This is a genomic window from Streptomyces albireticuli (genome assembly GCF_002192455.1).
GTDB lineage: Bacteria > Actinomycetota > Actinomycetes > Streptomycetales > Streptomycetaceae > Streptomyces > Streptomyces albireticuli_B.
The window spans coordinates 1,607,498-1,634,447 of record NZ_CP021744.1; the positions used below are offsets into that span (position 1 = coordinate 1,607,498).

At 73.7% G+C, this 26,950-nt stretch carries 17 protein-coding genes; 9 read left to right on the top strand and 8 right to left on the bottom strand.

What is annotated here, in order from left to right; translation table 11 throughout:
• Positions 1-99: 99 nt before the first annotated feature.
• The 6 genes from SMD11_RS07035 to mgtA all read right to left on the bottom strand — a co-directional run bounded on the left by SMD11_RS07035 (position 100) and on the right by mgtA (position 10,618).
• Positions 100-2,979 carry an NHLP bacteriocin export ABC transporter permease/ATPase subunit gene (locus SMD11_RS07035; protein ID WP_087925617.1) on the bottom strand — a complete coding sequence of 960 codons (2,880 nt, stop codon included), beginning with the start codon at positions 2,977-2,979 and terminating at the stop codon, positions 100-102.
• A gap of 1 nt (position 2,980) precedes the next feature.
• Positions 2,981-5,299 (bottom strand): NHLP family bacteriocin export ABC transporter peptidase/permease/ATPase subunit, encoded by a 2,319-nt coding sequence (locus SMD11_RS07040; protein WP_418952416.1) that lies wholly within the window; start codon positions 5,297-5,299, stop codon positions 2,981-2,983.
• On the bottom strand, positions 5,296-6,114 hold the full coding sequence (locus SMD11_RS07045; protein ID WP_087925618.1) for an HlyD family efflux transporter periplasmic adaptor subunit: 819 nt from the start codon (positions 6,112-6,114) through the stop codon (positions 5,296-5,298). The genes SMD11_RS07040 and SMD11_RS07045 overlap by 4 nt, the downstream gene beginning before the upstream one ends.
• Positions 6,115-6,308: 194 nt before the next feature.
• A complete protein-coding gene (locus SMD11_RS07050) occupies positions 6,309-6,521 on the bottom strand; it encodes a hypothetical protein (RefSeq protein ID WP_087925619.1) in 213 nt (70 codons plus the stop codon).
• A 482-nt stretch (positions 6,522-7,003) separates the two neighbouring features.
• Positions 7,004-7,798, bottom strand: coding sequence for an MgtC/SapB family protein (locus SMD11_RS07055; RefSeq protein WP_234365937.1), 795 nt, complete (start codon positions 7,796-7,798; stop codon positions 7,004-7,006).
• A gap of 57 nt (positions 7,799-7,855) precedes the next feature.
• Positions 7,856-10,618, bottom strand: a complete 2,763-nt coding sequence (gene mgtA / locus SMD11_RS07060) for a magnesium-translocating P-type ATPase (protein ID WP_087925620.1) — start codon at positions 10,616-10,618, stop codon at positions 7,856-7,858.
• Positions 10,619-11,218: 600 nt separating this feature from the next.
• Between mgtA and SMD11_RS07065 the strand changes: the two genes are divergently transcribed.
• The 3 genes from SMD11_RS07065 (at position 11,219) to SMD11_RS07075 (ending at position 14,150) form a co-directional block, all read left to right on the top strand.
• The gene (locus SMD11_RS07065) at positions 11,219-12,217 is read left to right on the top strand and encodes an endonuclease/exonuclease/phosphatase family protein (protein WP_234365938.1); all 999 of its coding nucleotides are present in this window, start codon (positions 11,219-11,221) and stop codon (positions 12,215-12,217) included.
• A 917-nt stretch (positions 12,218-13,134) separates the two neighbouring features.
• The gene (locus tag SMD11_RS07070) at positions 13,135-13,383 is read left to right on the top strand and encodes a hypothetical protein (RefSeq protein ID WP_087925622.1); all 249 of its coding nucleotides are present in this window, start codon (positions 13,135-13,137) and stop codon (positions 13,381-13,383) included.
• Entirely contained in the window at positions 13,380-14,150 is a 771-nt protein-coding gene (locus tag SMD11_RS07075; protein WP_087925623.1) for a Crp/Fnr family transcriptional regulator, read from the top strand. Before SMD11_RS07070 ends, SMD11_RS07075 begins: the two co-directional genes overlap by 4 nt.
• A gap of 64 nt (positions 14,151-14,214) precedes the next feature.
• Here the strand turns inward: SMD11_RS07075 and SMD11_RS07080 are convergent, their stop codons facing one another.
• Complete coding sequence (locus tag SMD11_RS07080; RefSeq protein WP_087925624.1) at positions 14,215-15,924, bottom strand: PucR family transcriptional regulator; 1,710 nt, start codon at positions 15,922-15,924, stop codon at positions 14,215-14,217.
• 256 nt (positions 15,925-16,180) lie between these two features.
• Here SMD11_RS07080 and SMD11_RS07085 point away from each other — a divergent pair, with 256 nt between their 5' ends.
• From SMD11_RS07085 to SMD11_RS07110, 6 genes are all read left to right on the top strand, one after another.
• Positions 16,181-17,068 (top strand): FAD binding domain-containing protein, encoded by an 888-nt coding sequence (locus SMD11_RS07085; protein ID WP_087925625.1) that lies wholly within the window; start codon positions 16,181-16,183, stop codon positions 17,066-17,068.
• Positions 17,059-17,595, top strand: a complete 537-nt coding sequence (locus SMD11_RS07090) for a (2Fe-2S)-binding protein (protein WP_087925626.1) — start codon at positions 17,059-17,061, stop codon at positions 17,593-17,595. Before SMD11_RS07085 ends, SMD11_RS07090 begins: the two co-directional genes overlap by 10 nt.
• A gap of 2 nt (positions 17,596-17,597) precedes the next feature.
• Complete coding sequence (gene pucD, locus SMD11_RS07095; protein ID WP_087925627.1) at positions 17,598-20,009, top strand: xanthine dehydrogenase subunit D; 2,412 nt, start codon at positions 17,598-17,600, stop codon at positions 20,007-20,009.
• A gap of 194 nt (positions 20,010-20,203) precedes the next feature.
• Positions 20,204-21,664 (top strand): NCS2 family permease, encoded by a 1,461-nt coding sequence (locus tag SMD11_RS07100; protein WP_087925628.1) that lies wholly within the window; start codon positions 20,204-20,206, stop codon positions 21,662-21,664.
• Between the two features lie 43 nt (positions 21,665-21,707).
• Positions 21,708-22,934 carry an XdhC family protein gene (locus SMD11_RS07105; RefSeq protein WP_087925629.1) on the top strand — a complete coding sequence of 409 codons (1,227 nt, stop codon included), beginning with the start codon at positions 21,708-21,710 and terminating at the stop codon, positions 22,932-22,934.
• Positions 22,935-22,986: 52 nt separating this feature from the next.
• Positions 22,987-24,828: a trypsin-like serine peptidase gene (locus SMD11_RS07110; protein ID WP_159395253.1), complete on the top strand. Its 1,842-nt coding sequence runs from the start codon at positions 22,987-22,989 to the stop codon at positions 24,826-24,828.
• 85 nt (positions 24,829-24,913) lie between these two features.
• On the opposite strand, the gene SMD11_RS07115 is transcribed toward SMD11_RS07110, so the two are convergent.
• Positions 24,914-26,926, bottom strand: a complete 2,013-nt coding sequence (locus SMD11_RS07115) for an elongation factor G (RefSeq protein WP_087925631.1) — start codon at positions 26,924-26,926, stop codon at positions 24,914-24,916.
• Positions 26,927-26,950 lie beyond the last annotated feature (24 nt).

The following is a 26,950-nucleotide window of genomic DNA, read 5'->3' on the forward strand; positions in this document are numbered from 1 at the left end:
CGCAGGGCGGCACCCCACGGGGCAGGGCCCGGACCGCGACGCACGGTCCGGGCCCTGCCGCCGTAACGGCGCGACCGGCTGTGAGCCCGGGCCCGTCCGTCAGCTGATCTGGCGCCGGACCAGCTCATGGAAGAGTCCCGTCGTATCGGCCAGCAACGCCGCAGGCGCCCCCTGCTGGACGACCCGGCCGCCCCTCATGACGATCACCCGGTCCGCGTCCATGACCGTGGACAGCCGGTGGGCTATCACGATGCGCGTGGCGCGCAGGGCCCGGGTGGAGTCGATGACCACGCGTTGGGCCTCGTTGTCGAGGGCGCTGGTGGCCTCGTCGAAGAAGAGGACGCGGGGCTTGCGGACGAGGGCCTGGGCGATCATCAGGCGTTGGCGCTGGCCGCCGGAGACGATGCCGCCGCCGTCGGAGAGCATGGTGTGCATGCCCATGGGCATGGCCTTGATGTCGTCGGCGAGGCCCGCCATCGCCGCGGCCTCCCACACCTCCTCCAGGGAGAAGGTGCCGGCGCCGCGGATGCAGTCGAGGATCGGGCCGGAGAAGGGCTGGGCGTTCTGGAGGACCACGCCGCACTGGCGGCGTACGGCCGCCTGGTCGAGGGCGGCCAGGTCCTGGCCGTCGTACAGGACGCTGCCGGAGGCCGGTTTGTCGAAGCCGATGAGGAGGCGGAGCAGGGTCGACTTGCCGCAGCCGCTGGGGCCGACGACGGCGACGAACTCGCCCGGGCGTACCTGGAAGGACACGTCGTCGAGGACCTGCGGGCCGTCGTCGGTGTAGCGGTAGGAGAGGTTCACGGCCTCGACGGCGCCGGTCAGTTCGCCGGGGAGGGCTCCGGCGTCCCGTACCTCCGCGGCCTCCTGGAGCAGGGGCTTGATCTGTTCGAACATCGGCTGCACGGCGGCCGCCGAGACGAGCGCGCCCGTCAGCTGGGTGACGGAGGACAGCAGCATCGTCACGGCGGTGCCGAAGGTGAGGAACTCGCCGGCGGACATGGTGCCCCGGGCCGGGCCGGCCAGCAGCATGAACATCATGAGGGTGCACAGCGGCAGGCTGACCGCGTTGAGCACCGTGACGACGTTCTTGATCCGGCCGATGCGCCGGTGCAGTTCGCGGGTGCGGGCGAACTCCCGGGCCCAGGCGGCGTACGCGAAGCTCTCGGCCGCGGCGACGCGGAGCTTGGGCAGTCCGCGCAGGGTCTGGAACGCCTGGTTGTTCAGCTTGTCGCCCAGCTTGATCAACTGTCGTTGGTAGCGCAGCTGCCACAGCCCCAGGCCCACGAAGACCGCGGCGACGACGAGCAGCAGGGCGACCACCGCCAGCGCCAGGGGGACGCTGTGGACGAGCAGCAGCACGAGGTTCATCGCGCCGACGGCGCCCGACTGGACGCACACCGAGCCGATGCCGGACAGCACCCGGCGGATGGAGCTGACGCCCATGGCGGCGCCGGCCAGTTCGCCGGTGGAGCGCCCGGCGAAGAACGTGGTCGGCAGCCGTAGCAGCCTGTCCCACACCGCCGGCTGGAGCGTGGCCTCGATACGGCCCTCCAGACGCAGGACGGAGATGTTCTGGAGGAGCATGAAGGCGGCCGAGACGACGCTCGTCGCGACGAGCGCCAGGGCCGTCCGCACGATGAGGCCGCTCTCCGCGGCGGGGACGTACACGCCGAGCACCCTGCCCGTGGCGAGGGGGACGAGCGCGCCCAGGGCGACCGCGACCAGCCCGCCCAAGGCGAGGCCGCGCAGCTCCGCGCGCGTACCGCGCAGGCCGAAGCGCAGCAGCCGCACCAGGCTCGGTTTTCCCTCCGGCAGCGGGCGGTAGAGCATGACGGCCTGCGGTTCGTACGCGGCCTCGTCCGCCCTGCCCACCCGTTCCCGGGTGCCGGCCGCGGGGTCGACGGCCACGTAGCCGCCGCGCCGCCACAGCAGCGCGACCGGCGCCCCGTCCTTCTCCCGGCGGCCGATCAGGGGGCCGCTGTTCTCGCGCCACCAGCGCCCGGCCAGCCTGACGGAGCGGGTACGGATCCGCGAGGCCACGGCGATGCGGTCGACCGGGTCCATGCGCTCCGATCCGGCGTCCGTACCGGACGGTTCGGACAGGGCGATGCCCGCGTCCCCGGCCACCAGTCCGCACACCGCGAACGTCGCGTCGGCGCTCGCGCCGCGGCCCGGCCGCCTCCCGCCCGCGCGGTCGATCGACGCCAGCAGCGCCCGATCCGCCTGGGTGCGGGCGGCCTCGCCGGCCTCGATGCCGGCGGCCGTACGGTCCTCGTGGGCGCGCTCCAGCCGCTCGATCCGGTCGTCCAGGGCGTACAGCAGCCGGTACTGCTGGTCGACCATGCCCTGCCACAGCGCCGCGTCGACGAGGAGGCACCCCGCCGCCTCCGCCTCGTACGCCGCCCCGTACCGCACGCCGCCCGGGGGGACCCGCATCCACAGGATGTCCTCGTCGGCCCCGGCCGCGCCGGGAGCGGTGGCGCGGCCGTCCAGCGGTGCCTGGTAGAGCACGCGCAGGCCCCGGCCGACGCCGCGCGCGAACGCGTCCTCCAAGGGGCTCGGCGCCGGATCGGCCGGCCCGTAGCCGTACTCGTGCCCGTAGCCGCACTCGTCGGCGTATGCCCCCTGCCCCTCGTACTCCTGCCGGTACAGCTCCCGCAGTTCCACCCGTCGCAGCCGACACCCCCTCAGCGGCCTGCCGATCAGCGTGTGCCGGGGGCCCTCGGCGGGGCCCAGCAGCAGCGTTCCCGCCCCCAGCCGGCCCAGGAAGTGCCAGTGCCCGGCTTGCGCCGCGTCGACGGCGAAGAGATCGAGCTCGCCTTCCACGACGAGCCACAGCACGAGCGGGCCCTCCAGGGACAGGCTGCGCAGGCCCGCGCAGTCGGTCTCCGCGCCGAGCGCCCCCAGGGCCGCCACCACGGGATCGGCGACCGGCGGGGCGCCGGTGGCGTGAGGGGTGTCGTACGGGGTCGTCACCTCAGTGCTCCTCGACCAGTCGGGCGTACGGGCCCTGCCCGGCGGCCAGGTGTTCGTGCCGGCCGCGCTCCACCACCGTGCCCCGGTCGAGCACGACGATCTCGTCGCTGTCGCGCACCGTGCTCAGCCGGTGGGCGATGACCACGCAGGCGCAGCCGCGCCGCCGCAGGTTGTCGATGACGACCTGTTCGGTCGCCGCGTCCAGCGCGCTGGTGACCTCGTCGAGGACCATCACGCTGGGGCGGCGCACCAGCGCGCGGGCGATCTCCAGGCGCTGGCGCTGGCCGCCGGAGAAGTTGCGGCCGTCCTGCTCGACGCGGCTGTGGATGCCGCCGGGGCGCCGGGCGACCACGTCGTAGACGGCGGCGTCCTCCAGGGCGGCGACGACGTCCTCGTCGGGGAGGGAGGGGTCCCACAGCGCGACGTTGTCGCGGACGGTGCCCTCGAAGAGGAAGACGTCCTGGTCGACGAAGGAGACGGAGGCGGCCAGCGCGGCGCGCGGGATGTCCTCCAGCCGCATCCCGTCGATGCGGATCGTGCCCTCCCAGGGGGCGTGGAGGCCGGACATCAGCCGGGAGACGGTGGACTTGCCGCTGCCGGAGCCGCCGACGAGCGCGACCTGCCGCCCGGGGCCGACCGAGAGGGAGAAGTCCGTCAGCAGGGGGGCGTCGAGGGGGCTGTAGCCGAAGGTGATGTTCTCCAGCTCCACATGGCCCTTGAGGCGGCGGGCGCCCGCGCGGGGCTCGCGCCGCGCGAACACCGGGTCGGCGGGGAAGTTCTCGACGTCCTTGAGCCGGGCCACGTCGGCCGCGAAGTCCTGGATCCGTCCGGCCACGCCGTTGAGGCGGGTGATCGGCGCGGTGAAGCTGGTCACGAGGGCCTGGAAGGCGACGAGGAGGCCGACCGTGAGGTGTCCCTCGACCGCCCTGAGGCCGCCGATCATCAGGATCAGGGCGCTGTTGAGGGCGGCGAGGGTGGGCGCGACGACCGCCAGCCAGGCGCTGGGCACGCCGAGCCGCTGCTGCACGTCGAGGGTGACGGCGTGCTGCCCGGCCCAGCGGCGGAAGAAGCCGTCCTCGCCGCCGGTGGCCTTCATCGTCTCGATGAGCGTCAGGCCGCTGTAGGCGGTGTTGGTGAGCCGGGCGCTCTCGGCGCGCAGCTTCTGGGTGCCGGTGGCCCGGAGGCGGACGACGATCCGCATGGCGACGACGTTGAGCAGGGCGATGCCGATCCCGACGACCGTCAGCTGGGGGTCGTACGTCCACAGCAGCACCGCGTAGAGGACGACGACGACCGCGTCCACGCCGGCGGCGGTCAGGTCCCTGGCCAGGGTCTCGGCGACCGCGTCGTTGGACCGCAGGCGCTGGACGAGGTCGGCGGGGCTGCGCTGGGCGAAGAAGGTGACCGGGAGCCTGAGCAGGTGCCGCAGGAAGCGGGCGCTGCCCAGGGTGGAGGAGATGACGCGCCCGCGCAGCAGGTTGGCCTGCTGGACGGCGGTGAGCGTGCCGGTGAGCACCAGGGTGGCCGCCATCGCCGCGAAGAGCACCCCGAGCGGGAACGTGCGGTCGCCGACGAGGAACGTGTCGATGTACGTACGGCTGAGCGCGGGCACCACCGCGCCGACGGCCACCAGCAGGAGGCTCGCGAGGAGGGCGGCGAGCACGGTGCCCGAGGTGCCGCGCAGCCGGGCGGGCAGGGCGCGGACGGCGCCCGGACGGCGGCCGGTGCGGCGGAAGTCCTCGCCGGGTTCGAAGGTGAGCACGACGCCGGTGAAGCTGGTGTCGAACTCGTCCATGGGGACGAACCGGCGGCCCTTGGCCGGGTCGTTGACGTGGACGCCGCGGCGGCCGAGGCGGCGGCCCGTGCCGTCGTAGACGACGTAGTGGTTGAACTCCCAGAAGAGGACGGCCGGGGCGCGCACCTGGGCGAGCGCGGCCAGGTCCATCTGCATGCCCTTGGCCTTGAGGCCGTGGCCGCGGGCGGCCTTGAGGAGGTTGCTCGCGCGGGAGCCGTCGCGGGAGACGCCGCACGCGATGCGCAGTTCCTCCAGGGGGACGAAGCGGCCGTGGTGGCCGAGGATCATGGCCAGCGCGGCGGCGCCGCACTCCACGGCCTCCATCTGGAGCACGGTGGGGGTGCGTACGGGCCGGGGCGTCCTGCCCCTGGGAGCCGGTGCGGACCTGCGGCGTCCGGTGTGCCCGCCGGCCCGGCGGGCACCGCCCCGGGGCGCGGGGCGGGCGCGGCGGCGCCCGGCGGCCGGTGGGCGGGGGGCCTGCGGCGGGGTCCGGTCCTGGGCGGGGGTGTGCTGCGGCACGGTCACGGGAGCAGCCAATCGACGGGGCGCTGTGCGGCGAGGTGGACGGAGCCGGTGACGGGTGTCGTGGAGCCGGCGGCGTACGAGGGGCCGCCGTCCGTGGCGGGCCCCTGACCGCCCGAGCCGGTGGACCCGGGTGCGGCGGAGGGGTCCAGTTCCACGAGCACCGCGACGGGATCCCCCTGCCGGGAGAACTCCTCCGCCAGGCGGCGGTCGCCGAGGAACCCGGTGATCTGCGCCCGCGTCTGCGGCGCGCGGCCGACCGCCTTGACGCGGCCGCGCAGGGCGCCGCCCCGCTGCCGGGGCACGGAGGGGACGCTCAGGTCGACGGGGGCGCCCACGGGAACGGTCCGGGCGCTGCCGGCGGGTACGTACAGCATGGCCACCATCGGGTCACCGGGGTCGCCGGTCCGTTCCACGGTGGCGACGTCCGCGCCGGTCGTGAGGACCGAACCCGTCCTGGCGGTCAGGCCGGTCACGCGTCCTCCGGCGGGTACGCGCACGATCCGGTCGCCGCGGTCCGTGGCGATCTTGAGCAGCGGCGCGCCCGCGGCCAGCGGCCGTCCCTCGTCGGCGAGGACCTCGGTGACCTGTCCGGCGAACGGGCTCTGGAGCAGATAGCCGCCCTCGGCGTGGGTGAGGACGCCGGTGACGCCCAGTTTCGAGGTGACGGATCCGGTGAATGCCCATATGCCCGCCACGGCCATGACGACGACCGTGACGGCCAGGACGAGGCGGCCTTGCGGGCGTGCGAAGCGTACGGGGACGTCGAGTTCTTCGGGCGATTGCAGCTTGGAAAGCGCCTTCTGGCGGAACTGCACGAACCCTTCCTTCAACTGCCTTCGCGAAACGGGTGCCGAATTACTCCACCCGGATCCTCGAAAGAATGGAAACGGGCAGCCGTGGACCCCGGAACAAGGAATGTTCCGGGGTGCACGAAAAACCTTGAGGAAGCGTTTCCGCTGCCGTCAGGTCATGAATTCCACCGGGTCCCCGCACCCGGTGGAGTCCGGGCTCAGAGACCGGCGGCACCCACGTGGACGCCGGCGATGCCGGTGACCTGGCCGGGCAGGGCCTGGACGGCGTGGATCGTCTGGAGGGAGTCGACCAGGTGGTGAACGTCGCCGGTCACAGCGCCGGCGAGGCCACCGGAAACGCCGGCGACACCGCCGGAGACGGCGTCCAGCTCGGTGTCGGCGATCTCGCGGGTCTCGATGTTGTTACGCATTGTTTTGCGCACCCTTCATTTGTCCGAGTGTGTGACGAGTGTTTATCCACAAAGGCAGCCGGGCCGCGACGGAACGGTCCGGACGCCACCGCCGCGGCCCGATCCGGATGAATCACCGTGCACGACGCCGCTGCGGTGCGCAGATATAAGCACGCGAACGGGTGACGCTGCCAACCCGGGAGAGCCTTCCCGGCGCCAAAAGGGGCATCCCCGACGACTCCCTTTAAGATTCCTCCGCCGAATCATTACACTTCCTTCACAAGATCGAGTAACAGATACGAGCCCCTCTCCGCCCTCGCGGAACATAAATGGACACACGCCCCCCAAGCGTGCGGGGCATAACCGGCATATCGAGGGGCCGCGGAGGGGGTTACCCGTCGTCACAGGGAGATGTGGAGATTCCTTGAAGCGGCGCCGAGCGGGCTCCCGGCGCCCCCCGGCACCCGGGCCGGCGACCCATCGGCCCAGCTCAGCGGCCCAGCTCAGCGGCCCGTGAAGAAGTCCCGGACACGGCGCCGGGCCCGGCGCTCCGTGGGGTAGTCGTCGTCCGGGCCCTCGTCCGGCCCCTGGAGGACCGTCCAGCTCACGGCGGAGACGGCCGGTTCCAGGGAGAGGCGGCTGACGGCCTCCTCCAGGAGGGAGTCGTCGCGGCGTTCGGTGGTGAGGTCGGCCGACACGGTCACCTTGCCCGCGACGGGCGCGTCCGCGCTGTACACGGACCGCAGCCGGAAGCCCGGCCGGACGAGGGACTGCACGACGAGGGTGCGCACATGGGCCTCCTCGGGCTCGGTGCACACGACCTCGAAGTGGTAGTCCGTGGCCACCTCGGCGCCGCCGTGCGGCCCCCGGTCGAGCCCTCGCGCGACCGGGCGCAGCAGGGTGTTCGCGCCGACCACGCCCACGGTGCCGAGCCCCGCGACCACGTACAGGCCGGTTCCGGCGAGGGCGCCCACCGCCGCGGAGCACCACAGGGTGGCGGCGGTGTTGAGGCCCCGGATGCTGAGGCCGTCGCGCATGATGACACCGGCGCCGAGGAAGCCGATGCCGGAGACGATCTGCGCGGCGACGCGCGAGCCGTCGTAGCCGGTGGTGCTGGTCGCGGCGGAGAAGCCGTACTGCGAGAGCAGGACGAAGAGGGCGGAACCGGCCGCGACGAGCGCGTTGGTGCGCAAGCCCGCCATCCGGGCGCGCCACTGGCGTTCCAGTCCGATGATCGCACCGAACCCCAGGCCGGCCGCGATGTTGGCCGCCATGTGCCACTCGTTGACGATGACCATGTTCCACCCTTCTCGCCCGCCACCCGGATCTCCCGGCGGCTCTCTCTTATCGGCCGGTCACAGCCAGGTGTTGAACCGGCGGATGTACCAGGACTTCACCCCCTGCGTGAGCGCGCAGTACGCCAGCAGGATCCCGATCAGCCACGGGAAGTAGCTCATCGGCAGCGGCTCCATCGAGAGCACCGACGCCAGCGGCGAGAACGGCAGCAGGATGCCGAAGGCCATCACCAACCCGGTCATGACCAGCACCGGCACCGAGGCCCTCGACTGGATGAACGGGATCTTCCGGGTCCGGATCATGTGGACGATCAGCGTCTGGGACAGCAGGCCCTCGACGAACCAGCCGGACTGGAACAGCGTCTGGTGCGCCTCGCTGTTCGCCCCGAAGACGTGCCACAGCACCAGGAAGGTGGTGATGTCGAAGACCGAGCTGATCGGGCCGATGAAGAGCATGAACCGGGCGATGCCCTTGGCGTCCCAGGTGCGCGGCTTACGCAGGTACTCCGGGTCCATCCGGTCCCAGGGCGTGGCGAGCTGCGAGATGTCGTAGGCGAGGTTCTGCACCAGCAGGTGGATCGCCAGCATCGGCTGGAAGGGGATGAAGGCGCTGGCCACCAGGACCGAGAAGACGTTCCCGAAGTTCGAGCTGGCCGTCATCTTGATGTACTTGATGGTGTTGCCGAAGGTCGTCCGGCCCTGCTCGACGCCCTGCTCAAGGACCATCAGGTCCTTCTCCAGCAGGATGATGTCGGCGGACTCCTTGGCGATGTCGACGGCCGTGTCGACGGAGATGCCGACGTCGGCGTCGCGCAGCGCCGCCGCGTCGTTGATGCCGTCGCCGAGGAAGCCGACGGTGTGCCCCTCGGCCTGGAGCGCCCGGACGATGCGGGCCTTCTGCACGGGGTTGGTCTTGGCGAAGACCGTGGTCGTACGGACCAGGGCGCGCAGCTCCGCGTCGTCCAGGCCGTCGACGACGGCGCCCGTGACGACCTCGCCGACGTGGATGCCGACGTCGGCGCAGACGCGCGCCGCGACCAGCTCGTTGTCACCCGTGACGACCTTGACGGCCACCCCCTTGTCGGCGAGCGCCGTCAGGGCCGCCGCCGCGTCCGCCTTCGGCGGGTCGAGGAAGGCGAGGAAGCCGATGAGGGTCAGCTCCGCCTCGTCCGCGACGGTGTACGCCTCGCGGTCGGCGGCGAACGTACGGGTCGCCACGGCCAGCACGCGCAGGCCCCGCCGGTTGTTGTCCTCGGCCGTACGGGTCACCTCGCGGCGCAGCTCGGGGGTGAGCTCCACCCTCCGCCCGCCGTGCGTCATGTGGTCGCACAGGTCGAGGACCTCCTCGACCGCTCCCTTGGTGATCAGGACGTGCTCCCCGGCCACGGCCCCGTCGCCGTCGCCGTCGGGGACCGGCACGGCGAGGCTGTTGCGGCTGAGGACCACGGACATGCGCCGGCGGGCGAAGTCGAAGGGGATCTCGTCGACCTTGGTGAACCGCGCGTCGACGACAACCTCCTCGGCCTCGAGCACCCGGTCGATGACCGCCTGGTCCATGAGGTTGCGCAGCCCGGTCTGGAAGTGGCTGTTGAGGTAGGCGTATTCGAGGACCTCGGCGTCCTCCTGGCCGTGGACGTCGAGGTAGCGGTCGAGGACGATGCGGTCCTCGGTGAGCGTCCCGGTCTTGTCCGTGCACAGCACGTCCATGGCGCCGAGGTTCTGGATGGCGTTGAGGCGCTTGACGACGACCTTGCGCCGGGACATCGCGACGGCGCCGCGCGCGAGGTTGGTGGTGACCACCATCGGGAGCATCTCGGGGGTGAGCCCGACGGCGACCGCGACGGCGAAGGTGAATGCCTCGGCCCAGTCGTGCTTGGTGAAGCCGTTGATCGCGAACACCAGCGGGACCATCACCAGCATGAAGCGGATCAGCAGGAAGCTGACCTTCTTCACGCCGGTGTCGAAGCTGGTCTCGGGGCGCTCCCCGACGAGCGAGCCGGCCATCGAGCCGAAGTAGGTGCCGCCGCCGGTGGCCACGACGACGCCGGTGGCGGTGCCGGAGGTGACGCTGGTGCCCATGAGGGCGAGGTTGTCGGCCTCGACGGGGTCGGTGGTGGTGCTCTGGCCGTAGTCGTGGGTGCGGGTGTCGGCCTTGGCGACCGGCAGCGACTCGCCGGACAGCGCCGCCTGGCTGATCATGAGGTCCTTGGCGGTGAGCAGCCGCAGGTCGGCGGGGACGAGGTCGCCCGCCGCGAGCCGCACGATGTCACCGGGGACGACCTGGTCCATCGGGATCTCGACCGTCGTCGGCCGGTCGCCGCGCCCGGCGCGGCGCTGGACGGCCGTGGTCGTGGTGACCAGGGCGCGCAGCGCGGCGGCGGCGCTGCCGGAGCGGTACTCCTGCCAGAACCGCAGGAGGCCGCCGATCAGCACCATGCCGCCGATGATCGGGATCTTGGGGTCGAAGGGCTCCTCGTCGGCGGCCTGGAGCCACTGCACGTACATGATCACGAGCAGCGCGACCAGGATGAGCATGAAGGGGTTCCAGAAGGCCTTGGCCAGCTGGACGTACCAGCGCGGGCCCCGGTCGTGGGCGACGACGTTGGCGCCGAGCCGCTCCAGGCGGTCCGTCGCGTCGTCGTGCCGCAGGCCCTGGGCGGTGGCCCGCACGTCCTGGAGGACCTGGCTGCCGGGCAGGGCGCTGTACCTGGCCAGCTGCTGCCCGACCGCGCGGGTACGGGTCTCCAGCTCGGCGGCCTTCTTCTCGCGGCGGTTACGGCCCGGCGGTGCGAGCTTCTGCGGGGTGAGGGTGGTGTCGGTCATGGCGGGACCTCTCTCCGGGCCGGCGGCGCGGGGGTGCGGCAGCGTCGCGGCACGGCGGCGCACGGGGCCGGGACGCCGTACGGGCATGACGGCATGGCCACATGACGGCGCGGCGGCAGGGCTGTGCGACCGCATGGCGGCACGGCGTGGCGGCCGGGCCGGCGGCACGGAAAAGTCGAGAACGGTTGTGCGGGCTACGGCCGTCGTCGCCGTCGGGACGGGGGGATGCCTGTGGGCGGGCCCGTCAGGGCGCGAGGGCGGCCGGAAAAGACCTGATCAGGGGGAAATGCGCGCGACAGCGCCCGAGGCCGGAGGGGGGTCGAAGGGCCGCAGGGGCCCAGGACCGAAGGCCTGGAGAGACCGGCTTCGCCTCGACGGCCCGGCGTGGAACGACCGAGGGGTCAGAGCGAAGCGGAAACGCTGAAGCGAGGACTTCCCTCGGGACTCCGACTGGTCATCCCGATCACCTCCTCGCTCGTACGGACAGCGCAGGCACCGCGCGAAACACGCGAAATGCGGCCGGAGCGGCACCTTCAGCCCCTAGCTTGCCATATGACGTCAAGCGGCCCCCCATCATCGGGTAATACGAAGGTCAAAAGCGTGAGCGGATTCCGGAACACCGGGGAACGGCGCGAGCGGGCGGCGGGGCTTCCCCGCGGCCGCCTGGCCCGTTGGTGCGCGGGCCTGCTGCTGGCCACGGTCAGCGTGCCGCTGACCTGCCGGGCCCTGGACACGGACGGCGTCACACCGGTGCCCCAACTCCTGGCGTTCCTGCCCTGGTTGACGGCCCCGGCGGCGGTGGCGCTGCTGCTGGCCGCGGGGTCCCGCTGGGTGGCGGGCTGCGCGTGGGGGCTGCTCGCGCTCGCGGTCACCGGCTGGTTCCTGCGCCCGTACGAGGCCGGCGGGGCGCCGGCGACCGGCCCGGTCGCGGCCCGACTGCGCGTGCTCACCGCCAACTTGGAGTTCGGCGGCGCGACCCCGGGGCTGCTGGCGACGCTGCGCCGGGAGCGGCCCGACCTGGTGTCCGTGCAGGAGTGCGCGCCCGCGGCGTGCGGCACCGCCCTCGGCGGGGCGGAAGTGCGGGCGGCCTACCCGTACCGGCTGGTCGTGGGCGGCGGCGCGGCGGAGGGGTCGGCGATCCTCAGCCGGTTCCCGCTGGAGCCGGACGGCGCGGTGCCGGGCGCGCTGGCGATGCCGAGGGCGGTGGTGCGGGTGGCGGGGGTGCCGCTGCGGTTCCAGGTGGCGCATCCGATGCCGCCGGTGCCGGGCGGGCTGGCGGCGTGGCGCGGGGAGCTGGGACGCCTGCGGGAGCTGGCCGCCGGGCGCGGCGACACGGCCATGGTGATCGCGGGCGACTTCAACGCCTCACAGGACCACGCGGCCTTCCGCGCCCTCCTGGACACGGGGGTGCGGGACAGCGCGGCGGTGCTGGGCCTGGCCCGCACCCCGAGCTGGCCCCGGCCGGTGGCGCCGCGGCTGGGCGTACAGATCGACCACGTACTGGTCAGCGCCGCGGTGGAGCCGCGGGCGGCGCGCTTTCTGGACCTGCCGGGCTCGGATCACCGGGCGCTGGTGGTGGACGTGGCACTGCACGGGTGACGATAGGCATTCCGGAACCGCGCGGCCCACGGAGGGCGGTTTCCGGATGCACGGATTCGGAATCGAGTGCGCTCGCGCCCGCCACCGGGTGAGGGATAAACAGGAGCCTCGTCCGGTGATCCTGGGAGGCTAATTCCGGCTTCCGCGGAACCGTCCGGGAATGCATTCACCGGGCGCGCCTCACTTGCCGCACGGATGGTCGCCGCGTGCCACCAGAGGAGGATAGGGACTCGTCCAGCAATCTTCCATTCAGGCTTTACTTCGATCGCATTTTTCACCCACATGCACTTGTGGAGCGAATCGCTGATCGATCATGACCGATTTTACTCAAAGTGAGGCCGTGGACACCGATCCCGTTGAACCGGCGACGATCCCCCGCGACCAGGACATCTCGCCACCGAAAACCGGCCAGTAGGGCATTGGCGGGAGCCGGTGGGTGTTTACTGGCACGACGGTCTGAGCCTTGGCGGGTCCAGGCTGCCTCGGCCGGGGGTCCGGGTTGGTCCCTTGACCCCCGGCTCTCGCTCCCCCGCCCCACTCCGCCCCGTCGAGGGCCGGCGCGGGAATTCGCGCATATTTTCACCGGGTGCCGGTGATTCCGCTCACCCATTCACAGCTCCGCGAATTCAACCGGAAATAATTCCTGGGAACACCGGCCCGAAAACCCCACCCCAGGGGGCGCACGCCTGAAATTTCACGCCCCCGGCGTACGCGTGACGTGGAGCACATCGTCCTATTAGTGAGGATTCCCCCTCGCCTCAGGGAATCTTCGCCGTCGCAGCCGCATCGGGGTAGCGTTTGGAACGCCACTTGCTATCGCAGACCTCGCCTAACCACCGAGAGCCGCAATCCGGTCACAAGAGGCACTGGACCCGCCAAATTCCATAAAATTCCACACCGAAAGGCTCAGCCACGCCGTGGACCAAACCGTCTACTACCTCACCGTCGTCGCGTTTGTCGCGCTCATGGCGGCGCTCGGGGCGTACGCGATCAAGCGCCTCTCGAACCGCCCCCGCGCCCTCGCCGCCGTGCTGCTGGCGATCACCGCGGTGATCGGCGCCTTCCCCCCGGTCATCCGGGCGCTGGCGTCGCCGCCCGCGGCCATGGGCCCGGTGGGACCCGCGCCGGTTCCCGCCGGCCGGGAAGCGCCTGGGAGCCGGCCGTGACGCCTTCCCCGAACCCCGAGCCCTCCCGCGTCTCCGACGTGCTCTCGGGCCGCCGCCGGCCCGAGGGCACCCTCCTGGACGGGCTTTCGCTGAGGTCGCGGTCGTTGATGATCCAGCTGGGGCAGACCCGCCCGTACGCCAAGGGCGAGCCACTGCCGACCGGTGGCCCGGACAACACCGTCCACATCGTGCTCGACGGCTGTGTGTCGCAACAGCGCACGCACTTCGGCACCTCGATCCTGCGGTTCCGGGGGCCCGGGCAGGTGCTGGAGGAACACAAGCTGGTGGAGCCGGACACCCCCGGGCCCACGACGATCTGCCTGAGCGGCACCACGACCCTCAGTTTCCCCGCCGAGGCCCTCCAGGACCTGCTCAAACAGCACGTCGTGATCGAGCGGAGGCTGCTCACGAGCCTGGAGACACGCAACCGCATGGACGAGCGCGTCTACAGCATGTTCAAGCGGCCGCCGCTGGCGCGCGTCAGCACGCTGCTGCACCACCTGGGCGCCACGGTGGGAGTGCGGGAGCAGGGCCCGTACGGGGGCGTCCGTATCGAGGGGCCGCGCCAGCGCGACCTCACGGACGCGCTGCTGATCGGCCGGTCGTCGGTGGAGCTGGCGCTCGGCCGGCTCCGCGAGGAGGGCGTCATCCACAACCGCTACCGGGCGATCGTCGTGCGGGACATGGCCGCGCTCGCGGAGATCGCGGAGCGGCCGGAGACGAGGACGGTGAAGAAGGTGACGGTGAAGAAGGGGAAGAAGGGGTAGGCAGGGCGGGCGGGGCGGGTGCGGCGGAGCGTCTCCCCCACCCGCCCTTTCCGATGACCGGAGCTCAGCTCATCCGCAGCGCCAGGAAGAAGTCCAGCTTGTCCTCCAGGCGCGACAGGTCACGGCCCGTCAGCTGCTCGATCCTGCCGACCCGGTAGCGCAGGGTGTTCACGTGCAGGTGCAGCCGCGTCGCGCACCGCGTCCAGGAGCCGTCGCAGTCCAGGAACGCCTCCAGCGTCGGGATGAGCTCGGCGCGGTGCCTGCGGTCGTAGTCGCGCAGCGGGTCCAGGAGGCGGGCCGTGAAGGCGCGGCGGACGTCGTCGGGCACGAAGGGCAGCAGCAGGACGTGCGAGGCGAGCTCCTGGTGGCCCGCGGCGCAGACGCGGCCCGGGCGGGCGGCGGCCACCCGGCGGGCGTGCCGGGCCTCCTCCAGCGCCCCGCGCAGGCCCTCCGCCGAGTGCACGGCGGCGCTGACGCCGAGCGTGAGCCGGCCGTCGCCGTCGAGGCCCCGGGTGAGGGGTTCGCGGACGGTGGCGAGGAGCGCGTCGGCGTGCAGGCCGGGGGCCGCGGGCGCGCCCTCCGTGCCGTCGGCCGGCTCGTCCGGGCCCTCCGGGCGGGACGGGACGGCGGGGAGCGGTACGAGCGCGACCGCCTCGTCGCCGGTGTGGGCGACGGCGATCCGGTCGGACGGCTCGGGGCCGGTGGCCTCCGGGTCGACCAGGATCTCCTCCAGGAGCGTCTGGGCCACCGGGCCGCCGGGGATGTCGCCGCCGTCCCACTCGACGCGGGCCACCACGACCTGCCAGTGCGGGGCCGAGCCCAGGCCCGGCAGCAGCACCGGCGCCGCGACCCGCAGGCGGGCCGCGATCTCGGCGGGCGCCGCGCCGGACTGGACGAGCTCCAGGACCTCCTGGGCGAGCCGGCGGCGCACCGTGCGGGCGGCGTCGCGCCGGTCCCGCTCGACGGCGATCAGCTGGGTGACACCGTCGAGCAGGTCGAGCCGCTCGGCGGGCCAGTCGCCGGCGTCCGCCTCGACGGCGAGCAGCCAGTCGGACAGGACGGTCTCGCGGACGTCCCGGGAGGCGATCCGGCCGCCGCCCCCGATGGGGAAGAGGGAGTACGTGCCGCCGCCGGCGGTCACCCGGTGCGGGCCGCGGCGGCCCGTGCGGGCCGCGGCCAGGTGCTCGCCCGCGAGGGTGGCGCAGACGGCGGCGGGCAGCTCGGGGCCGGTGCCCGCGAGCGAGGAGCCGGCGATCGGGCGGCCGGTGGGCGAGAGCACCCAGGCGCGCAGGTCCAGGTCGGAGCCGAGCAGGTCGAGGACCACCTCGGGGCCGCCGCCCGCCGGGCCCGAGGTCATCAGCCGGCGGTGCCGGTCGACGACGGCCGCCAGGTCGCCCGCCCGCTCGCCGGAGACCTGCCGCACCACGTGCTCGGTGATGGACGCGAAGGACACGTCCTCCACGACGGAGAACAGCGGCAGCCGGTGCCGGGCGCACGCCTGCACCAGGTCGTCGGGGATCGAGCGCATCTCCGCCTCGCCCGCCGCCAGCCCGGCCACCCCGGCGGCGGTCAGGATCCGGACGAACCGCTCGGAGTCCTCCGGGTCCCGGCGCCACGCGAGCCCGGTGAGCACCAGCTCGCCGCCGGAGAGGTACCGGCTGGGGTCCCGCAGGTCGGTGGTCATCACGCCGCGCACGGAGCGGTCCAGCTCGTCCTCGCCGCCGAGCAGCCGAAGGCCCAGCGCTTCGGTCTCCAGGAGTGCGCGCAGCCGCATCGTGGTCGCCGCCGATCTGTCTTGTTGTAACCAGTGGAATGCAGTGGGGTTTCTGAACCCCGCCTTTCGTTCGAATCTACAAGACGGCGGGCCTGGCCAGCCAACCGCTTCATGGTTTCGGTGACTGCACCCAGGTGCTCGCACCTCGGTGTACTGGCAGCACACCGCGCGAACAGGACATGCGGCGCCGGGCCCGAACCGGCCGGAACACCCCCCACGGACCGCCTCGTGAGACCCGACCGAGAAGAGAAGATCCATGGAGTTCCTGCGCCCCGGCACCTGGGAGGAGGCTCTGGCCGCCAAGGCGGAGCACCCCTCGGCCGTGCCCCTCGCGGGTGGCACGGACGTGATGGTGGAGATCAATTTCGACCACCGCCGTCCGGAGTACCTGCTGGACCTGAACCGCATCGGCGATTTGTACGAATGGGAGACCGGCGAGCGGGACGTCCGCCTCGGCGCGTCCGTCCCGTACACCAGGATCATGGAGCACCTCCGGGGGCCGCTGCCCGGGCTCGCGCTCGCGGCCCACACGGTCGGCTCGCCGCAGATCCGCAACCGGGGCAGCGTCGGCGGCAACCTCGGCGCGGCGTCCCCGGCCGGCGACTCCCACCCGGCGCTGCTGGCGGCGGGCGCCGAGGTGGAGGCCGAGTCCGTGCGCGGCACCCGGCTCATCCCCGTCGAGCGGTTCTACACCGGCGTCAAGCGCAACGCCCTGGAGCCGGACGAGCTGATCCGGGCCGTCCGCATCCGCCGGGCCGACGGGCCGCAGCAGTTCGCGAAGGTCGGCACGCGCAACGCCATGGTGATCGCGGTCTGCGCGTTCGGGCTCGCGCTGCATCCGGAGGCGCGGGCGGTGCGTACGGGCATCGGCTCGGCCGCGCCCACCCCGCTGCGGGCCCGCGCGGCCGAGGAGTTCCTCGACGCCGCGCTGGCGGAGGGCGGCTTCTGGGACTCCGGCCGGGATCTGCCCCCGTCCCTCGCGCGGCAGTTCGCCGAGCTCGCGGCGGGCGCCTGCAACCCCATCGACGACGTGCGCGGCAGCGCCCGGTACCGCCGGCACGCGGTGGGCGTCATGGCCCGCCGCACCCTCGGCTGGGCCTGGGACGCCTACCGCGGCAGCGAGAGGAACACCCGATGCGCGTGAACGTCACGGTCAACGGCCGCCCGCGGGAGGCCGACGACGTCTGGGAGGGCGAGAGCCTGCTGTACGTCCTGCGGGAGCGGCTGGGCCTGCCGGGCTCGAAGAACGCCTGCGAGCAGGGCGAGTGCGGCTCCTGCACGGTCCGTCTCGACGGCGAGCTCGTCTGCGCCTGTCTGGTCGCCGCGGGCCAGGCCGAGGGCCGTGAGGTGGTGACCGTCGAGGGGCTGGCCGAGCTCGCCGCGGGGCGCGCCGGGGCCGGACCGCCGGCCGGGGAGCGGGATCATGACGGTCCGCCGGCCGCCGGACTCTCGCCCGTCCAGCGGGCGTTCGTCGACGCGGGCGCCGTGCAGTGCGGCTTCTGCACCCCCGGTCTGCTGGTCGCCGCCGACGATCTGCTGGCGCGCGTCCCCGACCCGTCCGACGCGGACATCCGCGAGGCCCTCTCCGGCAATCTGTGCCGCTGTACGGGCTACGAGAAGATCCTCGACGCGGTACGCCTGGCGGCCGCCCGTGCGGGAGAGACGGTCTGACCATGGGCACCCCACGCGTCCCCACCGGACTCCCCACCGATCTGCCCGCCGACGCGGGGCCCGGCCGGGCCGGCCGGACGCCGGGCGGCGTCGGCGAGTCCACGCTCCGCCCCGACGGCACCCTGAAGGTCACCGGCGAGTTCGCGTACGCCTCCGACCTGTGGCACGAGGACATGCTCTGGGGCCACACGCTGCGCAGCCCGCACGCCCACGCCCGGATCCGCTCCGTCGACGTCTCCGGGGCGCTCGCGACGCCGGGCGTCCGCGCCGTGCTGACCCACGCCGACCTCCCCGCGGCGACCCGCTACGGCCTGGAGATCGCGGACACCCCCGTGCTCGCCGACGGCGTGGTCCGCTACCACGGCGAGCCGGTGGCCCTCGTCGCCGCCGACCACCCGGAGACGGCCCGCCGCGCCGCCGCGAGGATCGAGGTGGACTACGAGCCGCTGCCCGTCGTCACCGACGAGGCGTCCGCGCTCGCCCCCGGCGCCCCCGTGCTGCACCCGGACCGCGCGGACGGCCACGCGGCCCACGTCCCGCACCCCAACGTCGTCCACCGGCAGCCCGTGCGCCGCGGTGACATCGCCGCGGCCCGGGCCCGCGCCGACGTGATCGTCACCGGTGACTACGAGGTGGGCATGCAGGACCAGGCCTTCCTGGGCCCCGAGTCCGGCCTCGCGGTGCCCGCCGAGGACGGCGGCGTCGACCTGTACATCGCCACCCAGTGGCTGCACGCCGACCTGCGCCAGCTCGCGCCGGTCCTCGGCCTGCCCGAGGACAAGGTCCGGATGACGCTCTCCGGCGTCGGCGGCGCCTTCGGCGGCCGCGAGGACCTCTCCATGCAGGCCCACGCCTGCCTGCTCGCCCTGCGCACCGGCCGGCCCGTGAAGATGGTCTACAACCGCTTCGAGTCGTTCTTCGGCCACGTCCACCGCCACCCCGCCCGGCTCCACTACGAGCACGGGGCCACCAGGGACGGCGAACTCACCCACGTGGCGTGCCGCATCGTGCTGGACGGCGGCGCCTACGCCTCGTCCTCCCCGGCCGTCGTCGGCAACGCCGCCTCGCTCTCCGCCGGCCCGTACGTCGTCGGCGCCGTGGACGCCGAGGCCCTCGCGCTCTACACCAACAACCCGCCCTGCGGGGCGATGCGCGGTTTCGGCGCCGTCCAGGCGTGCTTCGCCTACGAGGCGCAGATGGACCGGCTCGCGGCCGCCCTGGAGCTGGACCCGGTGGAGTTCCGGCAGCGCAACGCGATGTCCCAGGGCGCGGTCATGCCGACCGGCCAGGTCGTGGACTCACCCGCGCCGGTCGCCGAACTCCTGCGCCGCGTCAAGGCGATGCCGCTGCCGCCCGAGCGGCAGTGGGAGAGCGCGGGCGGCGGCGCGGACGTGCGCGCGCTGCCCGGCGGGCTGTCGAACACCACGCACGGCGAGGGCGTCGTGCGCGGCGTCGGCTACGCCGTGGGGATCAAGAACGTCGGCTTCTCCGAGGGCTTCGACGACTACTCGACGGCCCGGGTCCGGCTGGAGGTCGTCGGCGGGCAGCCGGTGGCCACCGTGCACACGGCGATGGCCGAGGTCGGGCAGGGCGGGGTCACCGTGCACGCCCAGATCGCCCGTACGGAGCTGGGGGTCACGCAGGTCACCCTGCGCCCGGCGGACACCCGCGTCGGCTCGGCCGGCTCGACCTCCGCCTCCCGGCAGACGTATGTGACCGGGGGTGCCGTCCGGCACGCCTGCGAGGCCGTCCGGGAGCGGGTCCTGGAGCTGGGCCGGGCCCGGTTCGGTGCGTACCACCCGGCGTGGGCCACGGCCGAACTGCTCCTGGAGGGCGGGAAGGTGACCACCGACGGCGGCGAGGTCCTCGCCGGTCTGGCGGAGGTCCTGGAAGGCGAGGCCGTGGACGTCGAGCTGGAGTGGCGGCACCGCCCCACCGAGCCCTTCGACCTGGTCACCGGGCAGGGCGACGGCCATGTGCAGTACTCCTTCGCCGCCCACCGCGCCGTGGTCGAGGTGGACACCGAGCTGGGCCTGGTCAAGGTCGTGGAGCTGGCCTGCGCGCAGGACGTGGGGAAGGCGCTGAACCCGCTGTCGGTGGCCGGCCAGATACACGGCGGCACCACGCAGGGCCTCGGGCTGGCGGTGATGGAGGAGATCGTCGTCGACCCGGTCACCGCCAAGGTCCGTAACCCCTCCTTCACCGATTACCTCATCCCCACCATCCTCGACACCCCCACCCTGCCCATCGACGTCCTCGAACTGGCCGACACGCACGCCCCGTACGGGCTGCGCGGGGTCGGCGAGGCCCCCACGCTCTCCTCCACACCGGCCGTCGTGGCCGCGATCCGCGCCGCCACGGGGCTGCCGCTCGCCCGGGTGCCGGTGCGGCCGGAGCACCTCACCGGCACCTGAGGTGCGTACGCCGGGCTTCCGGCGCGCGTTCCTGACACCTCGTCGGCCCCGGCCGGCGGTGCGCCCTTCCGTCCGCGGGTCCGTTCGCCGGCCCGGTCGTGAGGAGTCCGCCGGCGGGGGCGCCATCCGTTTCCGTCTCGGGCCGTCCCCCGGGTCGTCGGCGATCCACATCCCCCGGAACATGGGAGCAGGCCATGACCCAGCCATCCGTGGAGCCGGGCACCACGGCACGGGACGCGGGCGCGGACCCGCGGCCACCGGCCGGACGGTCCCGGCTCGACCGGTACTTCCACATCAGCGAAAGGGGCTCGACCCTCGGCCGTGAGGTGCGCGGCGGCGTCACCACCTTCATGGCGATGTGCTACATCCTCCTGCTCAACCCCCTGATCCTGTCCGGCCCGGACGCCGAGGGGCACACCCTCGGCCACGCCGGTCTGATCACCGCCACCGCGCTCGCCGCGGCGTTCTGCACGCTGCTCATGGGCTTCGTCGGCAAGGTGCCGCTGGCGCTCGCCGCCGGGCTGGGCGTCTCGGGCGTCCTCTCCACGCAGGTGGCACCCCATATGACGTGGCCTCAGGCGATGGGCATGTGCGTGGTGTACGGCCTGGTGATCGTCGTGCTGGCCGTCACCGGGCTGCGCGAGCTGATCATGAACGCGATCCCGCTGGCGCTCAAGCACGCCATCACCATGGGCATCGGCATGTTCATCGCCCTGATCGGCCTGGTCAAGGCCGGGTTCGTGCACGCCTCCACGGGCGGCGGGCCGCTCACCCTCGGCACGGCCGGCGAGCTCGCCGGCTGGCCCGTACTGATCTTCTGCGTGACCCTGCTGCTCATCTTCATGCTCCAGGCCCGGGACGTCCCCGGCGCGATCCTCATCGGCATCGTGGCCGGCACCGTGCTCGCCGTCGTCGTCGACGCGGTGGCCCGGCTCGGGCCCAAGACCTGGCAGAACGGCGCGCCGGCGCTCAAGGGGAGCGCCGTGTCGATGCCGGACTTCTCGCTCTTCGGCCATGTCGCCCTCGGCGGCTGGGGCACGCTCGGCGCCATGGGCGTCGGGATGATCGTCTTCACCCTGGTGCTGGCCGGGTTCTTCGACGCGATGGCCACCATCATCGGCGTGGGCACGGAGGCGGGGCTCACGGACGCCCGGGGGCGCATGCCGGGGCTGAGCAAGGCGCTGTTCGTCGACGGCGCGGGCGGTGCGGTGGGCGGCGTCGCGGGGGCGTCGGGCCAGACCGTCTTCATCGAGTCCGCGACCGGGGTCGGCGAGGGCGCCCGTACGGGCCTGTCCTCGGTGGTGACCGGCGCGTTCTTCGCCGCGTGCCTGTTCTTCACCCCGCTCACCCGGATCGTCCCCGGCGAGGTCGCCGCCGCCGCGCTGGTGGTCATCGGTGCGATGATGATGAGCAACGCCCGGCACATCGACTGGGGTGACCGGGCGGTGGCGGTGCCGGTCTTCCTGACCGTGGTGCTGATGCCGTTCACCTACGCCATCACGCCGGGTGTCGGCGCGGGCGTCATCGCCTTCACGGCCATCAAGGCCGCCCAGGGGAAGTGGCGCGAACCCGGGGTGTTCATGTGGCTGCTGACCGCCGTCTTCGCCGTCTACTTCGCCCTTCACCCGATCGAGAACTGGCTGGGCGTCACCTGATCGCACGTCACCCGACGCCCCGTACCTTGCAGAGGAGACCGCCATGCTGGACCTCGCCGACGAGCTGCACCGGTGGTGCGCGGAGGGGCGCGCGTTCGCCGTGGCCACGGTCGTGGCCGTCACCGGCAGCGCGCCCCGGCAGCCCGGTGCGGCGCTGGCGGTCGACGCGGACGGCACGGTGATCGGATCCGTCTCCGGCGGCTGTGTGGAGGGCGCGGTCTACGAGCTGTGCCAGGCCGCCCTGGTGAGCGGCGAGAGCGTGCTCGAACGGTTCGGCTATTCCGACGAGGACGCCTTCGCCGTGGGGCTGACCTGCGGCGGGGTGCTCGACGTCCTGGTCACGCCGGTCCCCGCGGACGGCCCGGACCGGCCGGTGCTCGCCGCGGCCCTGGCCACCGCCGCGCGCGGTGGTACGGCCGCGCTGGCCCGGGTGGCCGCGGGCCCCGCGCACCTGCTGGGCCGCGCCCTGCTCGTGACCCCGGACGGCGGCGTGACGGGCACGCTCGGCGGCACGGAGGCGCTGGACCGCGTCGCCGGCCTGGAGGCGGCGGCCCTGCTGGACGTGGGCCGGACGGGGACGGTGGAGGTGGGCGAAGGGCCGGGCGAGGGGATCGCGACTCCGGGTGCGGGCGGCACGGCCGCGGAGCGGCCCGCCCGGACCGGCTCGCGGTGCGGGGAGCCCGTGACCCTGCTCGTCGAGTCCGCCGTACCGGCCCCCCGCATGCTCGTGTTCGGGGCGGTCGACTTCGCCGCCGCGCTGGTGGGGGCCGGGAAGTTCCTCGGCTATCACGTCACCGTCTGCGACGCCCGCCCCGTCTTCGCCACGGCCCGCCGCTTCCCCGGCGCGGACGAGGTCGTCGTGGAGTGGCCGCACCGCTATCTCGACTCCCAGGAGCTGGACCACCGCGCGGTGCTGTGCGTCCTGACCCACGACGCGAAGTTCGACGTCCCGCTGCTGGAGCGGGCGCTGCGGCTCCCGGTCGCCTACGTCGGCGCCATGGGCTCCCGGCGCACGCACGAGGCCCGTCTCGACCGGCTCCGCGAGGCCGGGCTGGGCGAGCGCGAACTGGGCCGGCTGCGCTCGCCGATCGGCCTCGACCTGGGGGCCCGTACGCCCGAGGAGACGGCCCTGTCGATCGCCGCCGAGATCGTCGCCGTCCGGCGGGGCGGCACGGGCGCACCGCTCACGGGGGCCCGTACGCCCATCCACCACGACCACCGGGCGGCGTGGGCCACCGGCCCGCGGAACGGGCTGCCCGCCTCCCTGTGATAGGCATGCGCAGCATCTCGCACACCCGTTCAAGCACACTCAGAGAGTCGCTTTGTCCTCTTCTGTCAGACGAACTCCCGGACGCACCCCGGCCCGTACCGCCGGACGCTCCCGCCTGCTCGCCGCCGCCCTCACCCTGGCCACCGGTGCCGTGGCCGCCTCGGCCACCGGCGCGGCCGCGGCCCCGCGCGTCCCCGCCGCCGTCTCGGCGCCCGGCGACGCGCGCGCGGCGGCGGCGTACTGGACGGCCGAGCGCATGGCCGCCGCCCGGCCCCTCGACGCGGGCCACGGCGCCGCGCCCACCGGCGCGCGCACCCGAGGTCTCGCGGCGGCCGCGGCACCGGCCGGTACGCCCCAGGGCGCGTACGGCGACGGCATACCGTCGGTCGGCACGTTCTTCAGCAGCTCCGGGCCCGGCGGGCCCACGTACTGCACGGCGAGCGTCGTGCAGAGCGCCGGCCGGAACCTCGTGCTCACCGCCGGGCACTGCGCCAAGTCCCTCTCCGGCGGCCAGCAGATCTTCGTACCGCAGTACCGCAAGGGCCAGGACGCGGCCCACCAGCCGTACGGCGTCTTCCCGGTGGAGCGCGTCTTCACCGACCCCCGCTACACCAAGAACAGCAAGGGCACCGACTCCGACCTGGACTTCGGCTTCGCCCGGCTCGGGGGCAACGCCCAGGGCGCGAGGGTGCAGGACCTGACCGGCGGCCTGCGGCTGACGCCCACGCCGCGCTGGACCAGCACGGTCACCGTCACGGGCTACCCCGGCACGTTCAACCCCGACCAGCGGGCCTTCAGCTGCACCGTGCCCACCGCACGGCTCACCGGCTACCACCAGACGCAGATGAAGTGCGGCGGCTTCTTCGGCGGGACGTCCGGCAGCCCCTGGATCGCGCACTACGACGCGAAGGCCCGCACCGGCGACGTCATCGGCAACCTCGGCGGCTGGAACGGCGGCGGCAACGCCGCGGGCGACGACTGGGTCAGCTACTCCCCCGTCTTCGGCAAGGAGGTCCAGGACCTCTACCAGGACGCCGTCGCCGACCGCACGCCCGTGCGCGCCACCGCCTACCGGCCCCCGTCCGACAGCGCCCGGCTGCCCGGCGCCGCCTCCACCTGGACCCACGCCCGGCACCTCGCCACGGGCGACTTCACCGGCGACGGGCGCGAGGACCTGCTGGTGATCTGGAGCGACGGCGAGGTCAGCCTCTATCCCGGCGACGGCACGGGCGGCTTCGGCACGGAGCGGCAGCTCGCGAAGGCGGACAGCTTCTGGAAGCGCGCCGAGACGGTCACCACCGGCGACTTCGGCGGCACCGGCCGCACGGACCTCATGGTCCGCTGGGACAACGGCAAGCTCAGCTACTACGAGGACTTCGACGCCTCGGGCTCCGGCAAGGAGTACACGCTGGGCGCCGTCGGCTCGTCCTGGAAGTACGCCGCGCAGATCACCGCGGGCCGGTACGACTCCACGGAACGGGCGGGCGATCTGGCCGTCCGCTGGGTGGACGGCAGTCTCAGCGTGTACTCCGGCGTGAGCTCCTCCGGCCCGGGCACGGAGCGCCGGCTGATGGAGGCGGGCTCGTACTGGCGCAACGCCACCTCCCTGACCAGTGTCCAGCCCGCCGGGTCCGCCCGTACGCACCTCGTCGTCCGCTGGACCGACGGCTCCCTGGGCTCGTACACCACGACCGGCACCGACATCGGCAAGGGCACCCGCCTCCAGCCCCCCAACGCCTCCTGGGCGGGTGCCGTGACGGCCGCCGGCGACTTCACGGGAACGGGCCGCCGGGACAGCCTCGTGACCCGCTGGTCCAACGGCGAGACGTCGCTGTACGGCGGCACGGGGACGGACGCGCTCGGCGCCTGGTCCCCGCTGGTGCAGACGGGCTGACGCCCCGGTGCCCCCGGCGCCGGCGGGGAAGCCGGCGCCGGGGGCGGCGGGGGCGGGGTACGAGGCCGCCCGTCGGGGCGTCCGCCTACGCCCGTCCCACGGACCGCAGGTACTCCGCCCGGTTCAGCGGATTCCCGTCCGTACGCGCCCGCGCCGGCGCCCGCCCCGCCCGCACCGCGCGGTCGGGCGCGGGCGTCGTCCACCACACGCCCTCCCCGCGCGCGAGCCCCGGCAGCCTCGCCTCGAAGCCGGCGAGCCCACGCGCCGGGATCACCCCTCTCAGCACGCACTCCTCCTGTCCCGCCGTCGTCTCGCCGACGACCGCGCCGGCGGCCGCGAGCGCCCCCGTGACCGCGCTCAGGCAGTCCACCGGCGCCTCCAGCTCGTAGCCGTGGCACGGTTCGTACACCCGGGTCCCCGCGGCGGCCAGGGCGCGCATCAGGACCAGCGGGGTGAGCTGCCGGAAGTCGGCGGCCGTGCTGACGGGGCCGACGAAGCCGGAGCGGGTCAGGGTGACGACGCAGTCGGTGACCGGCCAGCCGTACAGGCCCTGGTCGAGCGTGCGGTGGACGGTCTCCTCCACGGCGCGGTCGAAGGCGAGCGGGAGGGCGCCCCGTTCGGTGTCCCGCCGGAAGACGTTGCCGGAGCCCGGCGCGCCGGGCCCGACGCGCAGGCCGACCGTGGCCCAGAAGACATGGCCGCCGTGCCGGTCGATCTCCTCCCGCGCCTCCCCGGTGCCCGCGGGGCGCTCCCGGAGGATCGTGGTGCTCGGCCCGAAGACGGCGCCGAGGCCGAACTCCTCGTCGAGCGTGGCCGCGACGACCTCCTTCTGCACCTCGCCGTAGAGCAGCACGGAGGTGCCGCCGCCCGGCAGGGCGCGGGTGCCGATCAGCGGGTCCTGGTCGGCCAGCCCGGCCAGCGCGGCGTGCAGCCGGGCCGCGTCGGCGGGGTGCGCGGGCCGGACGACGGACTCCAGGGACGGCGGGGCGAAGTGCAGCGGGCCCGCGTCGGCGAGGGGCCCGAGGCGGTCGCCGACGCGGATCCCCGGCAGGCCCCGGATCCGGGCGATGCCGCCCGCGGTCAGCCGCCGGGCGGTCTCCGGCGGCGCGCCGACGGTCTCCAGGAAGGTGACGCGGCCGGTGTGCTCGGACGGCGTGCCGTCCGCCTCCCGGCGGTGCAGGGTGACCCGGGCGCGCTCGGTCAACTCACCGGAGAACAGCCGCAGATACGCGGTCTTCCCGCCGGACGCGCCGCGCTCGACGGCGAAGACCGTGCCGGTGGGGGCGGCCCCGGTGGGCCGTGGCCCGGCCCCGGGCCCCGGCCCCTCCCCGGCACCGGCGCCCCCGGCCGGCAGGTAGGCCGCGATCCCGTCGAGCAGCGCGGCGACGCCCTCGCCGGACAGCGCCGAGCCGAAGTACACGGGATGCAGCAGGCCGCGCGCCGTACGGTCGGCCAGCGCCGCGCGCAGCTCGCCGGCGCCCGGCGGCACCCCGTCGACGAGCCGGGCGAGCAGCGCGTCGTCGTCCTCGGCCAGGGCCTCGGCCACGAGGTCGCGGAAGGCCGGGTCGCGGTACGAGCCGGGGACCGCGCGGGCGGCGGGCGTGCCGATGCCGTGGACCGTGGCCATGGGCACCACACGCGGCGTCAGCCGGCGCCGGATGTCGGCCAGCGTCCCCGCCTCGCGGGCCCCCGGGCGGTCGGTCTTGTTGACGAACACGAGGGTCGGCAGGCGGAGTTGGCGCAGCGTCCTCATCAGGACCCGGGTCTGTGCCTGGACGCCCTCGACCGCGGACAGCACGAGCACGGCCCCGTCGAGCACGCCCAGGGCGCGGCCGACCTCGGCGATGAAGTCGCTGTGGCCGGGGGTGTCGATCAGGTTCACGCCCAGGTCGCCGAGGCGGAAGGGGGCGACGGCGGTGCGGATGGTGATGCCCCGGCGGCGCTCCAGCCCACCGCTGTCGGTACGGGTGCTGCCGGCGTCGACGCTGCCGAGCCGGTCGATGGCGCCGGTGTCGAACAGCAGGCGCTCGGTGAGGCTGGTCTTACCGGCGTCGACGTGGGCGAGGATGCCCAGATTGAGCGTGCGAGAGGTGTGCATACGCGAACGAGTCCTCGAAAACAG

Coding starts and splice junctions, on each gene's coding strand:
- SMD11_RS07050 (WP_087925619.1), bottom strand. CDS start 6,521: ATGCGTAACAACATCGAGACCCGCGAGATCGCCGACACCGAGCTGGAC.
- SMD11_RS07055 (WP_234365937.1), bottom strand. CDS start 7,798: ATGGTCATCGTCAACGAGTGGCACATGGCGGCCAACATCGCGGCCGGC.
- mgtA (WP_087925620.1), bottom strand. CDS start 10,618: ATGACCGACACCACCCTCACCCCGCAGAAGCTCGCACCGCCGGGCCGT.
- SMD11_RS07080 (WP_087925624.1), bottom strand. CDS start 15,924: ATGCGGCTGCGCGCACTCCTGGAGACCGAAGCGCTGGGCCTTCGGCTG.
- SMD11_RS07085 (WP_087925625.1), top strand. CDS start 16,181: ATGGAGTTCCTGCGCCCCGGCACCTGGGAGGAGGCTCTGGCCGCCAAG.
- SMD11_RS07090 (WP_087925626.1), top strand. CDS start 17,059: ATGCGCGTGAACGTCACGGTCAACGGCCGCCCGCGGGAGGCCGACGAC.
- pucD (WP_087925627.1), top strand. CDS start 17,598: ATGGGCACCCCACGCGTCCCCACCGGACTCCCCACCGATCTGCCCGCC.
- SMD11_RS07100 (WP_087925628.1), top strand. CDS start 20,204: ATGACCCAGCCATCCGTGGAGCCGGGCACCACGGCACGGGACGCGGGC.
- SMD11_RS07105 (WP_087925629.1), top strand. CDS start 21,708: ATGCTGGACCTCGCCGACGAGCTGCACCGGTGGTGCGCGGAGGGGCGC.
- SMD11_RS07115 (WP_087925631.1), bottom strand. CDS start 26,926: ATGCACACCTCTCGCACGCTCAATCTGGGCATCCTCGCCCACGTCGAC.